At 68.5% G+C, this 15,155-nt stretch carries 14 protein-coding genes; 7 read left to right on the forward strand and 7 right to left on the reverse strand.

Features of this window, described 5'->3' with window-relative positions; translation table 11 throughout:
• Window positions 1–40: 40 nt before the first annotated feature.
• A complete protein-coding gene (locus P8934_RS06140; protein ID WP_278033391.1) occupies window positions 41–640 on the forward strand; it encodes a glycine zipper 2TM domain-containing protein in 600 nt (199 codons plus the stop codon).
• 111 nt (window positions 641–751) lie between these two features.
• Here P8934_RS06140 and P8934_RS06145 read toward each other — a convergent pair whose 3' ends face one another.
• Both P8934_RS06145 and P8934_RS06150 read right to left on the reverse strand, forming a co-directional pair.
• A complete protein-coding gene (locus tag P8934_RS06145) occupies window positions 752–2,239 on the reverse strand; it encodes a Na+/H+ antiporter NhaC family protein (protein ID WP_278033392.1) in 1,488 nt (495 codons plus the stop codon).
• Window positions 2,240–2,287: 48 nt separating this feature from the next.
• The gene (locus P8934_RS06150; protein ID WP_278033393.1) at window positions 2,288–3,577 is read right to left on the reverse strand and encodes an FAD-binding oxidoreductase; all 1,290 of its coding nucleotides are present in this window, start codon (window positions 3,575–3,577) and stop codon (window positions 2,288–2,290) included.
• Window positions 3,578–3,722: 145 nt separating this feature from the next.
• On the opposite strand from P8934_RS06150, the gene P8934_RS06155 reads away from it, so the two are divergent.
• Window positions 3,723–4,376, forward strand: a complete 654-nt coding sequence (locus tag P8934_RS06155; RefSeq protein WP_278033394.1) for a GntR family transcriptional regulator — start codon at window positions 3,723–3,725, stop codon at window positions 4,374–4,376.
• Between the two features lie 50 nt (window positions 4,377–4,426).
• On the opposite strand, the gene P8934_RS06160 is transcribed toward P8934_RS06155, so the two are convergent.
• Complete coding sequence (locus tag P8934_RS06160; RefSeq protein WP_278033395.1) at window positions 4,427–5,800, reverse strand: glutamine synthetase family protein; 1,374 nt, start codon at window positions 5,798–5,800, stop codon at window positions 4,427–4,429.
• Window positions 5,801–6,057: 257 nt separating this feature from the next.
• Here P8934_RS06160 and P8934_RS06165 point away from each other — a divergent pair, with 257 nt between their 5' ends.
• The 4 genes from P8934_RS06165 to P8934_RS06180 all read left to right on the forward strand — a co-directional run bounded on the left by P8934_RS06165 (window position 6,058) and on the right by P8934_RS06180 (window position 10,066).
• Complete coding sequence (locus P8934_RS06165; RefSeq protein ID WP_278033396.1) at window positions 6,058–6,825, forward strand: gamma-glutamyl-gamma-aminobutyrate hydrolase family protein; 768 nt, start codon at window positions 6,058–6,060, stop codon at window positions 6,823–6,825.
• 25 nt (window positions 6,826–6,850) lie between these two features.
• Complete coding sequence (locus P8934_RS06170) at window positions 6,851–8,248, forward strand: aspartate aminotransferase family protein (RefSeq protein ID WP_278034003.1); 1,398 nt, start codon at window positions 6,851–6,853, stop codon at window positions 8,246–8,248.
• The gene (locus P8934_RS06175) at window positions 8,245–9,747 is read left to right on the forward strand and encodes an aldehyde dehydrogenase (RefSeq protein WP_278033397.1); all 1,503 of its coding nucleotides are present in this window, start codon (window positions 8,245–8,247) and stop codon (window positions 9,745–9,747) included. Before P8934_RS06170 ends, P8934_RS06175 begins: the two co-directional genes overlap by 4 nt.
• A gap of 148 nt (window positions 9,748–9,895) precedes the next feature.
• The gene (locus P8934_RS06180; RefSeq protein WP_133635937.1) at window positions 9,896–10,066 is read left to right on the forward strand and encodes a DUF6435 family protein; all 171 of its coding nucleotides are present in this window, start codon (window positions 9,896–9,898) and stop codon (window positions 10,064–10,066) included.
• 8 nt (window positions 10,067–10,074) lie between these two features.
• On the opposite strand, the gene P8934_RS06185 is transcribed toward P8934_RS06180, so the two are convergent.
• The 4 genes from P8934_RS06185 to gatC are packed head-to-tail and all read right to left on the reverse strand — an operon-like array spanning window position 10,075 to window position 13,933.
• Window positions 10,075–10,626, reverse strand: a complete 552-nt coding sequence (locus tag P8934_RS06185; RefSeq protein WP_278033398.1) for a cupin domain-containing protein — start codon at window positions 10,624–10,626, stop codon at window positions 10,075–10,077.
• A 26-nt stretch (window positions 10,627–10,652) separates the two neighbouring features.
• Window positions 10,653–12,119 (reverse strand): Asp-tRNA(Asn)/Glu-tRNA(Gln) amidotransferase subunit GatB, encoded by a 1,467-nt coding sequence (gatB, locus tag P8934_RS06190; RefSeq protein WP_278033399.1) that lies wholly within the window; start codon window positions 12,117–12,119, stop codon window positions 10,653–10,655.
• Window positions 12,119–13,594: an Asp-tRNA(Asn)/Glu-tRNA(Gln) amidotransferase subunit GatA gene (gatA, locus tag P8934_RS06195; RefSeq protein ID WP_133635934.1), complete on the reverse strand. Its 1,476-nt coding sequence runs from the start codon at window positions 13,592–13,594 to the stop codon at window positions 12,119–12,121. The genes gatB and gatA overlap by 1 nt, the downstream gene beginning before the upstream one ends.
• A gap of 51 nt (window positions 13,595–13,645) precedes the next feature.
• Window positions 13,646–13,933: an Asp-tRNA(Asn)/Glu-tRNA(Gln) amidotransferase subunit GatC gene (gene gatC / locus P8934_RS06200; protein ID WP_133635933.1), complete on the reverse strand. Its 288-nt coding sequence runs from the start codon at window positions 13,931–13,933 to the stop codon at window positions 13,646–13,648.
• A gap of 181 nt (window positions 13,934–14,114) precedes the next feature.
• On the opposite strand from gatC, the gene P8934_RS06205 reads away from it, so the two are divergent.
• Window positions 14,115–15,152: a rod shape-determining protein gene (locus P8934_RS06205; protein ID WP_089846023.1), complete on the forward strand. Its 1,038-nt coding sequence runs from the start codon at window positions 14,115–14,117 to the stop codon at window positions 15,150–15,152.
• The last annotated feature ends 3 nt before the right edge of the window (window positions 15,153–15,155 follow it).

Raw genomic sequence — 15,155 nt, forward strand, 5'->3', positions numbered from 1 at the left:
ATCATGAAGAGGCGCGGCAGCGTCCCCCAGGAGGTGAAAGATGAGCAAGTCGATCGTGATCGGTTCCACCCTGGCCGTGCTGGGGCTGGGCGGACTGGCCTTCGGGGCCTGGCAGATCCAGGAGCAGCAGCGCGGCCCCGAGTACGCCCAGATCACCAATGTGGAGACCCTGACGCGGACCGTGGAGACCCCCCGCGAGGTATGCGAGGAGGTGGTCGTGCAACTGCCGCCGGAGACCCCGACGGGGCAGGGCGCAAGCCGTGATCCCCATCGCGTGCTGGGCACCGCCGCCGGGGCCATTGTCGGCGGCTTGCTCGGCAACCAGGTCGGCGGCGGCAGCGGCAAGAAGATCGCCACGGTGGCCGGCGCCATCGGCGGCGGCCTGGCCGGGCGCGAGGTCCAGGAGCGCGTGGAGGCGCGCCAGCATGCCCAGGCGGCGCAGTCCCAGCCGCGCACCACCACCCGCCAGGAGTGTCGCACCGTGGTCGACACCCGCCAGGAGACCGAGGGCTACGAGGTCACCTGGCGCCACGGCGAGACGGTGCAGACCAGCCGCCTGGACAGCCCGCCCCAGGGCGACCGGGTCCTGCTCGAGGAGGGGCAGCCGCAATGGAATGCCGTCTCCTCGCAAGGTGGCTGAGCGAGCTTCATTGCGTCATGAACGACAGCGCCCCGGCCAGTGATGGCCGGGGCGCTGTCGTTGGGGGCAGGTGTCTCGGATGTGGCGCCGGTCAAGGCGAGCTCCCGTCGTTCACAGGTAGCCCAGTACCAGGTAGGCACCGGCGGCCAGGATGCCCGCCAGTGCCGCGTAGGGCAGCTGGGTGAAGGCGTGCTGGAAGGGGGTGCAGCCGCTGGCCTGGGAGGTCAGCACCGTGGCATCCGAATAGAAGCAGGCATGGCTGCCGAAGGTGCTGGCCGACAGGGTGGCGCCGATCACCAGCGTCATGTCGGCGCCCAGGTTGTGCCCCAGGGTGGCGACGATGGGCAGGATGATCACGAACACGCCCCAGTTCGAACCGGTGGCGAAGGAGACGAAGCCCATGAGGCTGAAGATGATGAAGGGCAACAGCTCCGCGGAGATCAGCGGCTCTACGGTGGTGATGATGTACTCGTTGAGGCCCAGCGCCGTATTGACCTCGTTGAACAGGAAGGCCGCCACCAGCACGGCCAGGGCATCGATCATCGACTTGAAGCCCTCGACGATATTGTCGAAGGTCTCGCTGGCGGACAGCATCTTCAGGCCGATGAAGGTCACGATCATCCCGGCCAGGGTGACGAAGATGCCCATCAGGAAATCCAGGTCGAACCACCAGGTGAAGAAGGCCAGCGAGGCCATGGGCAGCAGGAAGGACCAGACGCTGCCCTTGTGCCTGGCATCCGCCTCGAGGTGGGCAATGTCCTCGTCGATGTGCTCGGCCCCCGGCGGCACGCATTGCCCCTGTCGTTCGGCGCGACGTTCCGCGCTTTTCATCGGCCCGATCAGCGGAATCTTGCCGTAGATGACCAGCGGCACCATGGCCACGGCAATCCACGGGTAGAACATGAAGGGGATGGCCTGGATATAGGTCATCACGCCCTGACCGTCCGCGGCGACGCCGTTCTTCTCGATCAGGGCACCGAAGAATACCGCCCAGGTGGAGATGGGGATCAGCACGCTGATCGGTGCCGCGGTGGAGTCGATGACGTAGGCCAGCATCTCGCGCGATGTCTTGAAGTGGTCCGTGATCCTGCGCATCGAGGTGCCCACGGCCAGCGAGTTGAGGTAGTCGTCGACGAACAGCACGATCCCCATGCACCAGCAGCCCATCAGGGCGCGGGGCTTGTCGGTCGTGTAGCGCATCATGGCCCGGGCGAAGGCCTGGGACGAGCCCGATTTCAGCAGCAGGGCGATGATGCTGCCCATCAGGCCGCAGACCATGATGACCCAGGCGACATCCTCATCGGTCATCACGCTCATCAGGCTCTCGGAGAGGCTGCTCAGCGCATTGGTGGGGTCCATCATCAGGGTGCCGGCGAAGGCGCCGAACACCAGCGGCTCAAGCGCGCGCCGGGAGAGCAGGGCAAGCAGCAGCACGAGACCCGTCGGGACCAGGATCAAGGGCCCGTCGATGGCGTCGGCACCGCTGGTGCCGACCACGGCGCTGACGACGGCGGCCAAGGCGCCGGCCAGCGCTATCATGACCATCCAGCGCTGCCACGGGCGGGCGCCCTGCTTGATCACCTTGTCATTGGCTTGCATGAATACCTCCTCGATCTTGTCATTGTGTGAGGGTGGTGGGGGGGGGGCTCAGCGCAGGCGTTCCAGCAGCTGGTAGTACCACATGCCGGCAGCCAGCAGGGTGTTGCCGAGACGGTCGCTGAACGGGACGCGCCAGTGACGGACATTGGCGAAGGCATCGAACTCCCGCCTGCTGCCGTCGACCGCCTCCGCGAGGATCTCGCCGACGAGGTGCGAGGTGGCGATGCCGTGCCCGGAGTAGCCCTGGGCGTAGTAGACGTGGGGGGAGAGCTTGCCGAGCATCGGCACGCGGTTGATCACGATCCCGGCGAGTCCCTGCCACTGGAAGTCGAGCGCCACGCCCTCGAGTTGGGGAAAGGTATGCTCCAGCCGCGGGCGCAGCTCGGCGGCGATGTCGTCTGATGTCCTTCCCGAGTAGTTCGCGCCGCCGCCGAAGAGCAGCCGCCGGTCGGCGGTGAGTCGGTAGTAGTCCAGCACGAAGCGGGTATCGTAGACGGCCAGGTCCTGGGGGTTGATCGCGTTGGCGGTGGCCTCGTCCAGCGGGGCGGTCGTGACGATGCCGAGCGAGGCGGGGAAGAGCTTGCCGCCGAGCCGCTGGCGCTCGAGGTGGTGGTAGGCGTTGCCGGCCAGGATCACGCTATCGGCCTCAACGCGGCCATGCTCGCCGATGACGGCCGGGGATTCACCGTGCACCACCTCCACCACGGGGGACGCCTCGAAGATCCTGGCCCCCAGGCTTGCCGCTACCCGGGCCTCGCCCAGGCAGAGGTTCAGGGGGTGGAGGTGCATGTTGTAGTCGTTGCGCAGGGCACCGTGGTAGAGCCGCGTGCCGAGCACGTCTTCGACCCCTGCCTTGTCCAGCCAATGAACATGGTCGCCGATCCAGTGGGACTGGGAGGCGTTGTAGTCCCGTCGCAATGCCTTCAGATGGCTCGGCTGGTAGGCCGCCTGGAGATGGCCGTGCTTGAGGTCGCAGGGAATGGCGTATTTCGCGACACGCTCTCGGATGATGCGCTGGCCGCGCCAGCGCAGGTCCCAGACGAAATCGGCGGCCTCATCGCCGAGGGTGCGACGCATCTGGCGGCGCATGGCATCCTCGCCGGACAGGCTCCCGGTGACCTGGCCGCCGTTGCGTCCACTGGCCCCCCAGCCGATCTTGTTCGCCTCGATCACCGCCACCCGATAGCCCCGCTCGCTCAGCTCGACGGCCGTGGCCACGCCCGTGAAGCCGCCACCCACGATGGCGACGTCGACCCGGTGATGGCCCTCGAGCATGGGGTAATCGGATTCCCTGACGACGGACGCGGCGTAGTAGGACGGGGGGCGCGATTGGGCCATAAAAATACTCGCTGTAAGGTGTGATCACATGTGTGTGATCACACTAGCAGGGCCTTGAGAGCGTGGCAACCCGGCTGGGGCGGAGCCGCAGTGGCACCAGTTTGGGGTATGCTGGCGGGGTGTATGACGACGACATGGCAAGCCGATGGAGCAACAGACACAGGGCGAAGGATTCTCGCCGGATACCGCCGCCACCCGGCTGCATCGGGAGCTGCGGACGAGGCTCTGCGAGGGGGATTTTGCGCCGGGAGACCTGATCTCGATACGCCGTATCGCCACCGAGTACGGTACCAGCGCGATGCCCGCCCGTGAGGCCTTGCGCTGGCTGGTGACGGAGGGGGCACTGGTCTTCTCCGACAGCCGCAAGATCCGGGTCCCCGAGCTGAGCCGCGAGCGCTTTCACGAGGTGCTGTTCGCGCGCAAGAGTCTCGAGACCGAAGTCTCCCGCCAGGCCTTCCCCCGGCTGACCGCCGCGGACCGGGTTGAGCTCGAGGGCATCGATGCTCGGATCAATGCGGCCATCGAGGCCGGTGATATGCAGGCGTACATGCGTGGCAACCATCGCTTCCACTTCCTGATCTATCGACGCAGCCGCTCCCGGGTGCTGCTGCCCCTGGTCGAGCTCCTCTGGCTGCAGTACGGGCCCAGCATGCGACAGATCGGCACTCGCTGGGGCGCATCACGCATCGCCGATGACCATCATCGCGACGTGACCCAGGCCCTGTCCCGTGGCGACAGAGAGGGCTTCTGTAACGCCATTGCCGCCGATATCGAACAGGGAATGCGCCTCCTCGAGTAGGCCTGCCGCGTCGCGCGACGCGGCAGCCAAGGAGTAGTGGGCGCTCGAGGTCACACGTGGCGCAGGTACCAGTCGTACTCGAGCTTGCTGACCGCCTGCATGGCCTGGTCCCGCTCGGCTCGGCGGTTGGCCAGGAAGACCGCGAGGAAGTCCGCGCCCAGTGCCTCGGCCAGGGGCTCGCTCTGCTCCAGCAGGTCCAGGGCCTGGCACCAGCTGTTGGTCAGGCTGGGCGCGACCTGGTCATAGGCGTTGCCGGTGATGGCCGGCGGCGGTGTCAGCCGCTGCTGCAGCCCGTGGTCGATGGCGCCGAGCAGGGTCGCCAGCAGCAGGTAGGGGTTGACGTCGGCGCCGGCCACCCGGTGCTCGATGCGCCGCGCCGCGTTGGGTCCCGAGGGGATGCGCAGCGCCACCGAGCGGTTGTCGTAGCCCCAGGTCGGGGCCATGGGCACATAGAGTCCGGGCTGGAAGCGGCGGAAGGAGTTGAGGTTGGGGGCGAAGAGCGCCATGGAGGCCGGCATCAGCTCGAGCAGCCCGGCCACGGCGTGCTGCATCCGCGGCGTGCCGAGCGGGGCGCCGTCCTCGGCCGCGAAGACGTTATGCCCCGCCTCGTCGAGCAGGCTGATATGCACATGGGTGCCGTTGCCGGCCTCCTGCCCATAGGGCTTGGCCATGAAGGTGGCCTCGAAGCCATGGTGCAGGGCCACGCCCTTGATCAGGCGCTTGAGCAGCACCGCGCTGTCGCAGGCCGCGAGGGCATCATCGCAGTGGATCAGGTTGATCTCGAACTGTCCCGGGGCGCACTCCTTGAGGGCGGTATCCAGCGGCAACTGCTGGGTCCGGGCGGCGGCATGGATCTCCTCGAGCAGCTCGGCATACTCGTCGAGCTCGTTGATCGAGTAGAGCTGGCTCTGCGCGGCGCGTTCGCCGGTCGCCGGCGAGCAGGGCGGCTGGATCATGCCCAGGGCGTCCCGGCGGCGGTCGACGAGGCTGAACTCCATCTCCACGGCCACCACCGGCGTCAGCCCGGCGCGACGGAAACGCTCCAGCACCCGGGCGAGCACCTGGCGGGGGTCGGCGAAGAAGGGCGTCCCGTCGGCCTCGGTCATGGTCATCAGCAGCTGCGCCTGGCGGGCGTCGCGCAGCCAGGGACTGGGCATCAGGCTGCCCGCCACCGGTCGGCAGACCCGGTCGCTGTCGCCGATCGAGAGGCCCAGGCCCGTGGCCTCGATGGTATTGCCCAGGATATCCAGGGCGAACACCGAGGCCGGCAGGTTGACCCCGTCACGGAAGGCCTTCTCGAGGTTGTCGCGGGGGATGCGCTTGCCGCGCAGCACGCCGTTCAGGTCGCTGATCAGCAGGTCGACGCTGTCCACGTCGGGATGGCGGTCGAGGAAGTCGCGGGCTTCATCGGCTGGGGAGGACATGGGGCCACCTATCGGCTTCGGTTCATTGTTCGATGGCTGTCATCTTTGAAGCACACACCCATGTTGTCAAATCTTTTACGTATTTCGCCAGGCGTCGGCGACCTTTCGGACGTTTGCATGTCAATTTTATCCCATTATTACAGCCACCTGGTGGATATCTGTGGTGACAGGGTGTCGACGGGGGTTGGCAAGGTTAATCAACGGCGATATGTTGAGCAAAGCATAACAATCATCACGCGTGTTTCGAGGAGACTGCCATGCGCACCCGACCCCTGGTAGGCGTGATTGCCTGCCGGCGCGAGGTGGAAGGCCACCCCGCGCACATGGTCACCGACAAGTACCTCTCCGCCCTGCGCGACTATGGCCTGGCGCCGGTGATCCTGCCGGTATGGGAGGACGCGGTGGAGAGCGAGCTGCTGGCGTCGCTCGACGGCCTGCTGCTCACCGGCAGCTACACCAACGTCGAGCCGCAGCGTTACGGTGCCGAACGGGCCCCGGAGAACACCCGGGATGACCCCCATCGCGATGCCGCGGCGCTGGGCTGGATTCCCGCCGCCCTGGACCTGGGACTGCCGCTGCTGGGCATCTGCCGCGGCTTCCAGGAGCTCAACGTGGCCTTTGGCGGCACCCTTCACCAGGCGGTACAGCGGGTGCCGGACATGCTCGACCACCGTGAGCCGGAGGGCGACCGCGAGGCGAAGTATGCCCCGAGCCACGACATCACCTTGGTGCCCGGCGGACGGCTCGCCGCGCTCCATCCCGAGCCGGCGTGCCGGGTCAACTCCCTGCACCAGCAGGGCATCGCCGAGCTGGGGCCAGGGCTCGTCGCCGAGGCCCTGGCCCCGGACGGGCTCGTCGAGGCGGTCTCGGTCGCCGGTGCCCCTGGCTTCGCCCTGGCGGTGCAGTGGCACCCCGAATGGAAGCCCCGCGAGCACCCGCTCTACGACGCCCTGTTCCGGGCCTTCGCCGCGGCCTGCCAGGCCCATCGCGGTGCCCGCCTTCCGTCACCCGCCGTCGGCGCCTGAGGCCGTCGCCCTGACCCGGAGGAGCATCATGTCGCAGTCGCTTCAGGCACTGGACCGTGCCCACCACCTGCACCCCTTCACCGATTTCAAGGCGCTGGGCGAGGAGGGCAGCCGCATCATCGAACGTGCCGAGGGGGTCTACATCTTCGACGCCGAGGGCAACCGGGTCCTCGACGGCATGGCGGGCCTGTGGTGCGTCAACCTGGGCTACGGGCGCGAGGAGCTGGTCACGGCCGCCGCCGAGCAGATGCGCCGGCTGCCCTACTACAACAACTTCTTCAAGACCACGCACCCGCCGGCGGTGAAGCTCGCCGAGAAGCTCTGCGCGTTGGCGCCGGCGCACCTCAACCACGTCTTCTTCACCGGCTCCGGTTCCGAGGCCAACGACACCGTGCTGCGCATGGTGCGCCGCTACTGGTCACTCAAGGGCAGGCCCGAGAAGCAGTGGGTGATCGGTCGCGAGAACGGCTACCACGGCTCCACCGTGGCCGGCATGAGCCTGGGCGGCATGGCGCCGATGCATGACCAGGGTGGCCCCTGCGTGCCGGGCATCACCCATGTGCGTCAGCCCTGGTGGTTCGGGGAAGGCCGTCCCGAGGGCCAGGATCCCGAGGCCTTCGGCCGTGAGTGCGCGGCCGCCATCGAGGAGAGGATCCTCGAGCTCGGCGAGGAGAAGGTCGCGGCCTTCATCGCCGAACCGGTGCAGGGCGCCGGCGGCGCCATCATGCCGCCGGAAAGCTACTGGCCGGCGGTCAAGGCGGTGCTGGCCAAGTACGACATCCTGCTGGTGGTGGACGAGGTGATCTGCGGCTTCGGCCGCCTCGGCGAGTGGTTCGGCAGCGTCCACTATGATCTCGCCCCCGACCTGGTGCCCATCGCCAAGGGACTCTCGTCCGGCTACCTGCCGATCGGCGGGGTACTGGTCGGCGACCGGGTCGCCGACACCCTGGTCGAGGAGGGCGGCGAGTTCTTTCACGGCTTCACCTACTCGGGTCACCCGGTGTGCGCCGCGGTGGCGCTGAAGAACCTGGAGCTCATGGAGGCCGAGGGCGTGGTCGAGCGGGTCCGCGACGAGCTGGGGCCCTACCTGGCACGCCGCTGGGCCACGCTGTCCGACCACCCCCTCGTCGGCGAGGCCCGCTCGCTGGGGCTGATGGGCGCCCTGGAGCTCATCAGCCCCGCCAGCGGCGAGCGCTTCGACAAGGCCCTCGCCGCCGGCAACCTGTGCCGCGACATCAGCTTCCGCCGTGGCCTGGTGATGCGCTCGGTGGGTGATACGATGATCATCGCCCCGCCCCTGGTGATTACCCGCGAGCAGATCGATGACCTGGTGACCCTGGCCCGTGAGGCGCTGGACGAGACCGCCCGGTGCCTGGCGGCGAGGGTCGCCGACGAACCGCAACCCGAGGAGAGATCCGCATGAGCCGTCCCGCATCCCCCAAGACCCTGGCCGACTGGGAGGCCCTGGCCGCCGGCCTGTCCCTCGAGTCGCGCGCCTTCATCGACGACGCCTTCGTCGAGGCCGCCAGCGGCGAGACCTTCGACACCCTCAACCCGGCCACCGGCGAGCGCCTGGCCCGGGTGGCCAGCTGCGACGCCGCCGACGCCGAGATCGCCGTGGGCCATGCCCGGGCGGCCTTCGACGGCGGCGCCTGGTCGCGCCTGGCGCCGGGGCGGCGCAAGAAGGTGCTGCTGCGCCTGGCCGACCTGATGGAAGCCAACAAGCACGAGCTGGCGCTGCTCGACACCCTGGACATGGGCAAGCCGGTGGGCAGCTCGCTGGGCGACATGGCCGGGGCCATCGGCTGCATCCGCTACCAGGCGGAGTGCATCGACAAGCTCTACGGCGAGGTGGCGCCCACCGGCGAGGAGACCCTGGCGCTGGTGCTGCGCGAGCCGCTGGGCGTGGTGGCCTCCATCGTGCCCTGGAACTTCCCGCTGATGATGACCGCCTGGAAGATCGCCCCGGCGCTGGCCGCCGGCAACAGCGTCATCCTCAAGCCCTCGGAGAAGTCGCCACTCTCGGCGCTGCGCCTGGCCCAGCTGGCCCGTGAGGCGGGGCTGCCCCGCGGCGTCTTCCAGGTGCTGCCGGGCTTCGGCCACACCGTGGGCAAGGCGCTGGCGCTCTCCATGCAGGTCGACTGCCTGGCCTTCACCGGCTCCACCGGCGTGGGCAAGCAGCTGATGCAGTATGCCGGCCAGTCCAACCTCAAGCGCCTCTATCTGGAGTGCGGTGGCAAGAGCCCCAATCTGGTCTTCGCCGATTGCAAGGATCTTGACCGCGTGGCCCGCCATGCCGCCGAGGCGATCTTCCATAACCAGGGGGAGGTGTGCATCGCCGGTTCCCGCCTGCTGGTGGAGAACACGATCCGCGAGGCCTTCGTCGAGAAGGTGCTGGCGGCGGCGGAGGCGATGCAGCCCGGCGACCCGCTCGACCCCGAGAGCTTCATGGGCGCGATCGTCGACGAGGCGCAGCATCAGCGCATCCTCGACTATATCCGTCGGGGCGTCGAGGAGGGGGCCAGGCTGCGCTGCGGTGGCGAGGCCCTGGAGGGCCAGGGGTTGTTCATCCCGCCCACGGTCTTCGACGGCGTGACCCCGGCGATGGCCATCGGCCGCGAGGAGGTCTTCGGCCCGGTGCTCTCGGTGTTTGGCTTCGACAGCGAGGAGGAGGCCGTCGCCATGGCCAACGACAGCGACTTCGGCCTGGCCGCGGGCCTGTGGAGCCAGGACATCGACCGCATCATGCGCGTGACGCGTCGGCTGGCCTCCGGCCAGGTGTTCGTCAACAACTGGGCCGGCGGGGACCAGACCATGCCCTTCGGCGGGGTCAAGCAGTCCGGCAACGGCCGCGACAAGTCCCACCACTCCCTGGAGGAGTACTCCGACCTCAAGAGCGTGTGGATGTCACTCGCCACCTGACCCGCGTTTACCCTGCACGACACGACGAGGCCGGCACCCGGGTGCCGGCCTCTTTTTATACCAACTATAATAACTGTACAGCTATTGCATAGCTTTTTGCCGTCGGGGGGAGTAGGCTGAAGGGACATTCCTGGCAGGAGACTGCGCCATGTTCGGACTCTTCAAGAGCGACCCGTCGAAGAAGCTGCAGAAGGCCTACGAGCAGAAGCTCGAGCAGGCCATGCTGGCCGCGCGCAACGGCGACATGCGCGCCAACGCCTCCCTGACCGAGGAGGCGGAGGCACTGCGCGAGGAGATCGAGAAGCTCAAGTCGTCCTGAGGGACGGGTCAGAAGGTCCGCGCCGGGGTCGCGCAGCTGACCAGCCGGCAGGGCTCGCGGCCGGGGTTGCGGAAGCGGTGGGGCACGTTGGTCTCGAAGTAGTAGGCCTCGCCGGCTCCCAGCACCCGGGAGTCGGCGCCAATGGTGATCTCGATCTCGCCCTCCAGCACCACCCCGGCCTCCTCGCCCTGGTGGGCGATCATCTCGCGGCCGGTGTCGGCCCCGGGCGGATAGGTCTCGATCATGAAGGCCAGGGCCCGATCGCGGCGATCGGCGCCCACCAGCTTGTAGATGACGTCGCCCGAGCCCACGTCGGCCAGCTCCTCGGCCGAGTAGAACACCCGCCGGCCGTTCTCCAGGTCCATGGTGAAGAAGTCCCCGACGCTCATGGGAATGGCGTCGAGGATCTTCTTCAGCGAGCTGACCGAGGGGCTCACCTTGCCCTGCTCGATCAGCGACAGGCTGGAGTGGGTGACCCCGCAGCGCTTGGCCAGCTCGCGCTGGGAGATGCCCTTCAGGGTGCGCAGGGCGCGCAGTCGCGCGCCGACATCATCCGACATCCGGTTCTCCTTCCCTCAGCGCGGGCTCAGCACAGCGCGTCGAGCTTCTCTTTCAGCAGGGCATTCACCTGCTGGGGGTTGGCGGTACCCCGCGAGGCCTTCATCACCTGGCCGACGAAGTAGCCGATCATCTTGCCGCGCTTGTCGGGCTCGGCATCCCGGTACTGGGCCACCTGGGCGGGGCTGTCCGCAATGACCTGGTCGATCATCGCCTCGATGGCGCCGGTGTCGGTGACCTGCTTGAGCCCCTTGGCCTCGATCACCTCGTCGGCACTATTGGCGTCACCCCCGCCCTCGCCGTTCCACAGCGCCTGGAAGACCTGCTTGGCGGCCTTGCCGTTGATGGTGTCATCCATCACCCGCGCGATGAGTCCGCCGAGCTGGGTCGCCGAGACCGGGCTGTCCTGGATCGGCAGGCCCTCGCGGTTCAGCGCGCCGGAGAGCTCGCCCTGCACCCAGTTGGCGGCCTGCTTGGCATCGCCGCAGGCGTCCTTGACCGCCTCGAAGTACTCGGCCATCTCGCGGCTCGCCGAGAGCACCCCGGCGTCATAGGCGGAGAGTCCCAGCGCATCCTGGAAGCGGGCGCGCTTGTCGGCGGGCAGCTCCGGCAGGTTATCGCGCAGGTGGTCGACATAGGCCCGGTCGAGCACCACCGGCAGCAGGTCGGGGCAGGGGAAGTAGCGGTAGTCGTTGGCTTGCTCCTTGGTGCGCATGCTGCGGGTCTCGTCCCGCTCCGGGTCGAACAGGCGAGTCTCCTGGACCACCTCGCCGCCATCCTCGATCAGCTCGATCTGGCGCTCCACCTCGAAGGCGATGGCGCGCTCGACGAAGCGGAAGGAGTTGACGTTCTTGATCTCGGCGCGGGTGCCGAAGCTCGCCTGCCCCCGGGGGCGCACCGAGACGTTGACGTCGCAGCGCATCGAGCCCTCGGCCATGTTGCCGTCTGAGATCCCCAGGTAGGTCACGATCGAGTGGATCGCCTTGAGATAGGCGGCGGCCTCCTTCGCCGAGCGCATGTCCGGCTCCGAGACGATCTCCAGCAGCGGGGTGCCGGCGCGGTTGAGGTCGATCCCGGTCATGCCGTGGAAGTCCTCGTGCAGCGACTTGCCGGCATCCTCCTCGAGGTGGGCGTGGTGCACGCGGATGCGCTTGGTCGCGCCATCCTCCAGGGTGATCTCCACCTCGCCGGGGCCGACGATGGGGTGATACATCTGGCTGGTCTGGTAGCCCTTGGGCAGGTCCGGGTAGAAGTAGTTCTTGCGGTCGAACACCGAGACCTCGGGGATCTCGGCGTGGATCCCCAGCCCGAACTGCACGGCCATGGCCACCGCGGCCTCGTTGAGCACCGGCAGCACGCCGGGCAGCCCCAGGTCCACGGCGCACGCCTGGCTGTTGGGTTCGGCGCCGAAGGCGGTGGAGGCGCCGGAGAAGATCTTCGAGCGGGTGGCGAGCTGGACGTGGACCTCCAGCCCGATCACGGTTTCCCATTGCATCACAGGGTCTCCTCGGCAAGCGCGGGACGACGCAGGTGCCAGTCGGTGGCCTGCTGGAACTGGTGGGCGACGTTGAGCAGCCGCGCCTCGGCGAAGTGGGTGCCCAGGATCTGCAGGCCCACGGGGCGGCCTTCCGCCGGGCGGCCGCCCACGAAGCCGGCCGGCACGCTGATGCCGGGGATGCCCGCCAGGTTGATGGCGATGGTGTAGATGTCCTGCAGGTACATCGAGACCGGGTCCTTCTTCGCCCCCAGGTCGAAGGCCGGGGTCGGCGAGGCCGGCCCCATCAGCACGTCGACCTCGTCGAAGGCGTCGAGGAAGTCCTGGCGGATCAGCCGGCGGACCTGCTGGGCCTTCTTGTAGTAGGCATCGAAGAAGCCCTCGGAGAGGGTGTGGGTGCCCATCAGGATGCGCCGCTTGACCTCCTCGCCGAAGCCCTCGGCCCGCGAGCGCTTGTAGAGGTCGGTCAGGTCGGCGGGGGCCTCGCAGCGGTGGCCGAAGCGCACCCCGTCGTAGCGCGACAGGTTGGAGGAGGCCTCCGCCGGGGCGATGACGTAGTAGGCCGGGATGGCGTAGTGGGTGTGCGGCAGGCTGACCTCGCGCACCGTGGCGCCCAGCGACTCGTAGACGCGGATCGCCTCGCGCACGGCGCCCTCTACCGCGGGGTCGAGGCCCTCGCCGAAGTATTCCCGGGGCAGGCCGATCTTAAGCCCGGCCAAGGGGGCGTCGAGCTCCTCGGTGTAGTCGGGCACGCCGCGGGCCACGCTGGTGGAGTCGCGCAGGTCATGGCCGGCGATGGCGGTGAGCAGGCGGGCGCAGTCCTCGGCGGTGCGCGCCATGGGGCCGGCCTGGTCGAGGCTCGAGGCGTAGGCAATGATGCCGTAGCGCGAGACCCGCCCGTAGGTGGGCTTCAAGCCGGTGATGCCGCAGAAGGCGGCCGGCTGGCGGATCGAGCCGCCGGTGTCGGTGCCCATGGCGGCGGGCACCAGGCCCGCGGCCACGGCGGCGGCACTGCCGCCGGAGCTGCCGCCCGGCACGGCGTCCCGGTCCCAGGGGTTCTTCACCGGCCCGAAGAAGCTGTTCTCGTTGGAGGAGCCCATGGCGAACTCGTCCATGTTGGTCTTGCCCAGGCTCACGGTACCGGCGGCCTTGAGCTTCTCGACCACGGTGGCGTCATAGGGGGCGATGAAGTTGTCGAGCATCCTCGAGCCGGCACTGGTCTTGACGCCCTCGGTGCAGAAGATGTCCTTGAGCGCTAGGGGCACGCCGGTCAGCGGGCCGGCGTTGCCGGCGGCGCGGGCGGCATCGGCCCGGTCGGCGGCGGCCAGGGCCTGCTCGGCGGTCACGGAAATGAAGCTGTTGAGGTCGCCGTCGAGGCGCTCGATGCGCGCGAGCAGCGCCTGGGTGAGCTCGCGGCTGGAGAACTCGCCGGTGGCGAGGCCGGCGGCGAGTTCCGTCAGAGTCTTGTCATGCATGGGCCCTGGGCTCCGTGATGGCTTGCCGGAAACGAATGGGAGTGGCTCGGGTCATTCGACGACCCGCGGGACCAGGTAGAGGCCCTGTTCCACCGCCGGGGCGCAGCGCTGGAAGCGGTCGCGCTGGTCGGTCTCGGTGACCTCGTCGGCGCGCAGCCGCTGGGTGGTCTCCAGGGGGTGGGCCAGCGGGGCAACCCCCTCGGTGTCCAGGGTCTGGAGCTGGTCGACCATCGCCAGGATGCGGCCCAGGTCGTCCAGGTAGTGGGCGGCCTCGTCGTCGTCCAGGCCGAGCCGGGCCAGGTGGGCGGCCCTGAGAACGTCTGCGTGTTCAAGCGCCATGATCGGATGTCCTCGACAGGCAGTGGGGTCTGGGAAATGACCGCAGAAGGTACCACATCCGCCGCCTCGCTGGCAGGTCCGGGAATGCCGCGCGCCGCGGGACTTTGCTTGCTGCCGGTAGGCCGCGGTGATACCGTTTGCGTCCGCACAGGGTTCCCGGACTGCACTAGGTAACGACTCCATGTTCAAACGCTTGAGGGGGCTGTTTTCCAGCGATCTGTCGATCGATCTGGGGACGGCCAATACGCTGATCTATGTCCGCGGTCGCGGCATCGTGCTCGATGAGCCATCGGTCGTGGCGATTCGCCAGTCCGGCAACATGCGCAGCGTGGCCGCGGTGGGGGCCGATGCCAAGCGCATGCTGGGTCGCACCCCCGGCAACATCACCGCCATCCGCCCGATGAAGGACGGCGTGATCGCCGACTTCACCGTCACCGAGCAGATGCTGCAGTACTTCATCCGCAAGGTGCACCAGAGTACCTTCCTGACGCCGAGCCCCCGCGTGCTGGTCTGCGTGCCCTGCATGTCGACCCAGGTCGAGCGCCGCGCCATCAAGGAGTCCGCCGAGGGCGCAGGGGCCCGCGAGGTGTTCCTGATCGAGGAGCCCATGGCGGCCGCCATCGGTGCCGGCCTGCCGGTGGAGGAGGCCCAGGGCTCGATGGTCGTCGACATCGGCGGTGGCACCAGCGAGATCGCCATCATCTCGCTCAACGGCGTGGTCTACTCGGAGTCGATCCGCGTCGGCGGCGACCGCTTCGACGAGGCGATCATCGCCTACGTGCGCCGCCACTACGGCAGCCTGATCGGCGAGGCCACCGCCGAGCGCATCAAGGAGGAGATCGGCTGCGCCTATCCGGGCGGCGAGCTGCGCGAGATCGACGTGCGCGGCCGCAACCTGGCCGAGGGCATCCCGCGCAGCTTCACCCTCAACTCCCACGAGATCCTCGACGCCCTCCAGGAGACCCTCGGCTCCATCGTTGCCGCGGTGAAGAGCGCCCTCGAGCAGTCGCCACCCGAGCTCGCCTCGGACATCGCGGAACGCGGCCTGGTGCTGACCGGCGGCGGGGCGCTGCTGCGCGACCTCGACAAGCTGATCGCCGAGGAGACCGGCCTGCCGGTGATCGTCGCCGAGGACCCGCTGACCTGCGTGGCCCGGGGCGGTGGCAAGGCCCTGGAGATGATCGACCAGCACACCTTCGAGCTGCTTTCCAGCGACTGACTC

Source organism: Halomonas sp. CKK8 (genome assembly GCF_029625235.1).
Classification (GTDB): Bacteria; Pseudomonadota; Gammaproteobacteria; order Pseudomonadales; family Halomonadaceae; genus Halomonas; species Halomonas ventosae.

Excerpts from the sequence above, each read along its gene's own strand:
- P8934_RS06140 (WP_278033391.1), top strand. The coding sequence starts at position 41 with ATGAGCAAGTCGATCGTGATCGGTTCCACCCTGGCCGTGCTGGGGCTG.
- P8934_RS06145 (WP_278033392.1), bottom strand. The coding sequence starts at position 2,239 with ATGCAAGCCAATGACAAGGTGATCAAGCAGGGCGCCCGCCCGTGGCAG.
- P8934_RS06150 (WP_278033393.1), bottom strand. The coding sequence starts at position 3,577 with ATGGCCCAATCGCGCCCCCCGTCCTACTACGCCGCGTCCGTCGTCAGG.
- P8934_RS06155 (WP_278033394.1), top strand. The coding sequence starts at position 3,723 with ATGGAGCAACAGACACAGGGCGAAGGATTCTCGCCGGATACCGCCGCC.
- P8934_RS06160 (WP_278033395.1), bottom strand. The coding sequence starts at position 5,800 with ATGTCCTCCCCAGCCGATGAAGCCCGCGACTTCCTCGACCGCCATCCC.
- P8934_RS06165 (WP_278033396.1), top strand. The coding sequence starts at position 6,058 with ATGCGCACCCGACCCCTGGTAGGCGTGATTGCCTGCCGGCGCGAGGTG.
- P8934_RS06175 (WP_278033397.1), top strand. The coding sequence starts at position 8,245 with ATGAGCCGTCCCGCATCCCCCAAGACCCTGGCCGACTGGGAGGCCCTG.
- P8934_RS06180 (WP_133635937.1), top strand. The coding sequence starts at position 9,896 with ATGTTCGGACTCTTCAAGAGCGACCCGTCGAAGAAGCTGCAGAAGGCC.
- P8934_RS06185 (WP_278033398.1), bottom strand. The coding sequence starts at position 10,626 with ATGTCGGATGATGTCGGCGCGCGACTGCGCGCCCTGCGCACCCTGAAG.
- gatB (WP_278033399.1), bottom strand. The coding sequence starts at position 12,119 with ATGCAATGGGAAACCGTGATCGGGCTGGAGGTCCACGTCCAGCTCGCC.
- gatA (WP_133635934.1), bottom strand. The coding sequence starts at position 13,594 with ATGCATGACAAGACTCTGACGGAACTCGCCGCCGGCCTCGCCACCGGC.
- gatC (WP_133635933.1), bottom strand. The coding sequence starts at position 13,933 with ATGGCGCTTGAACACGCAGACGTTCTCAGGGCCGCCCACCTGGCCCGG.
- P8934_RS06205 (WP_089846023.1), top strand. The coding sequence starts at position 14,115 with ATGTTCAAACGCTTGAGGGGGCTGTTTTCCAGCGATCTGTCGATCGAT.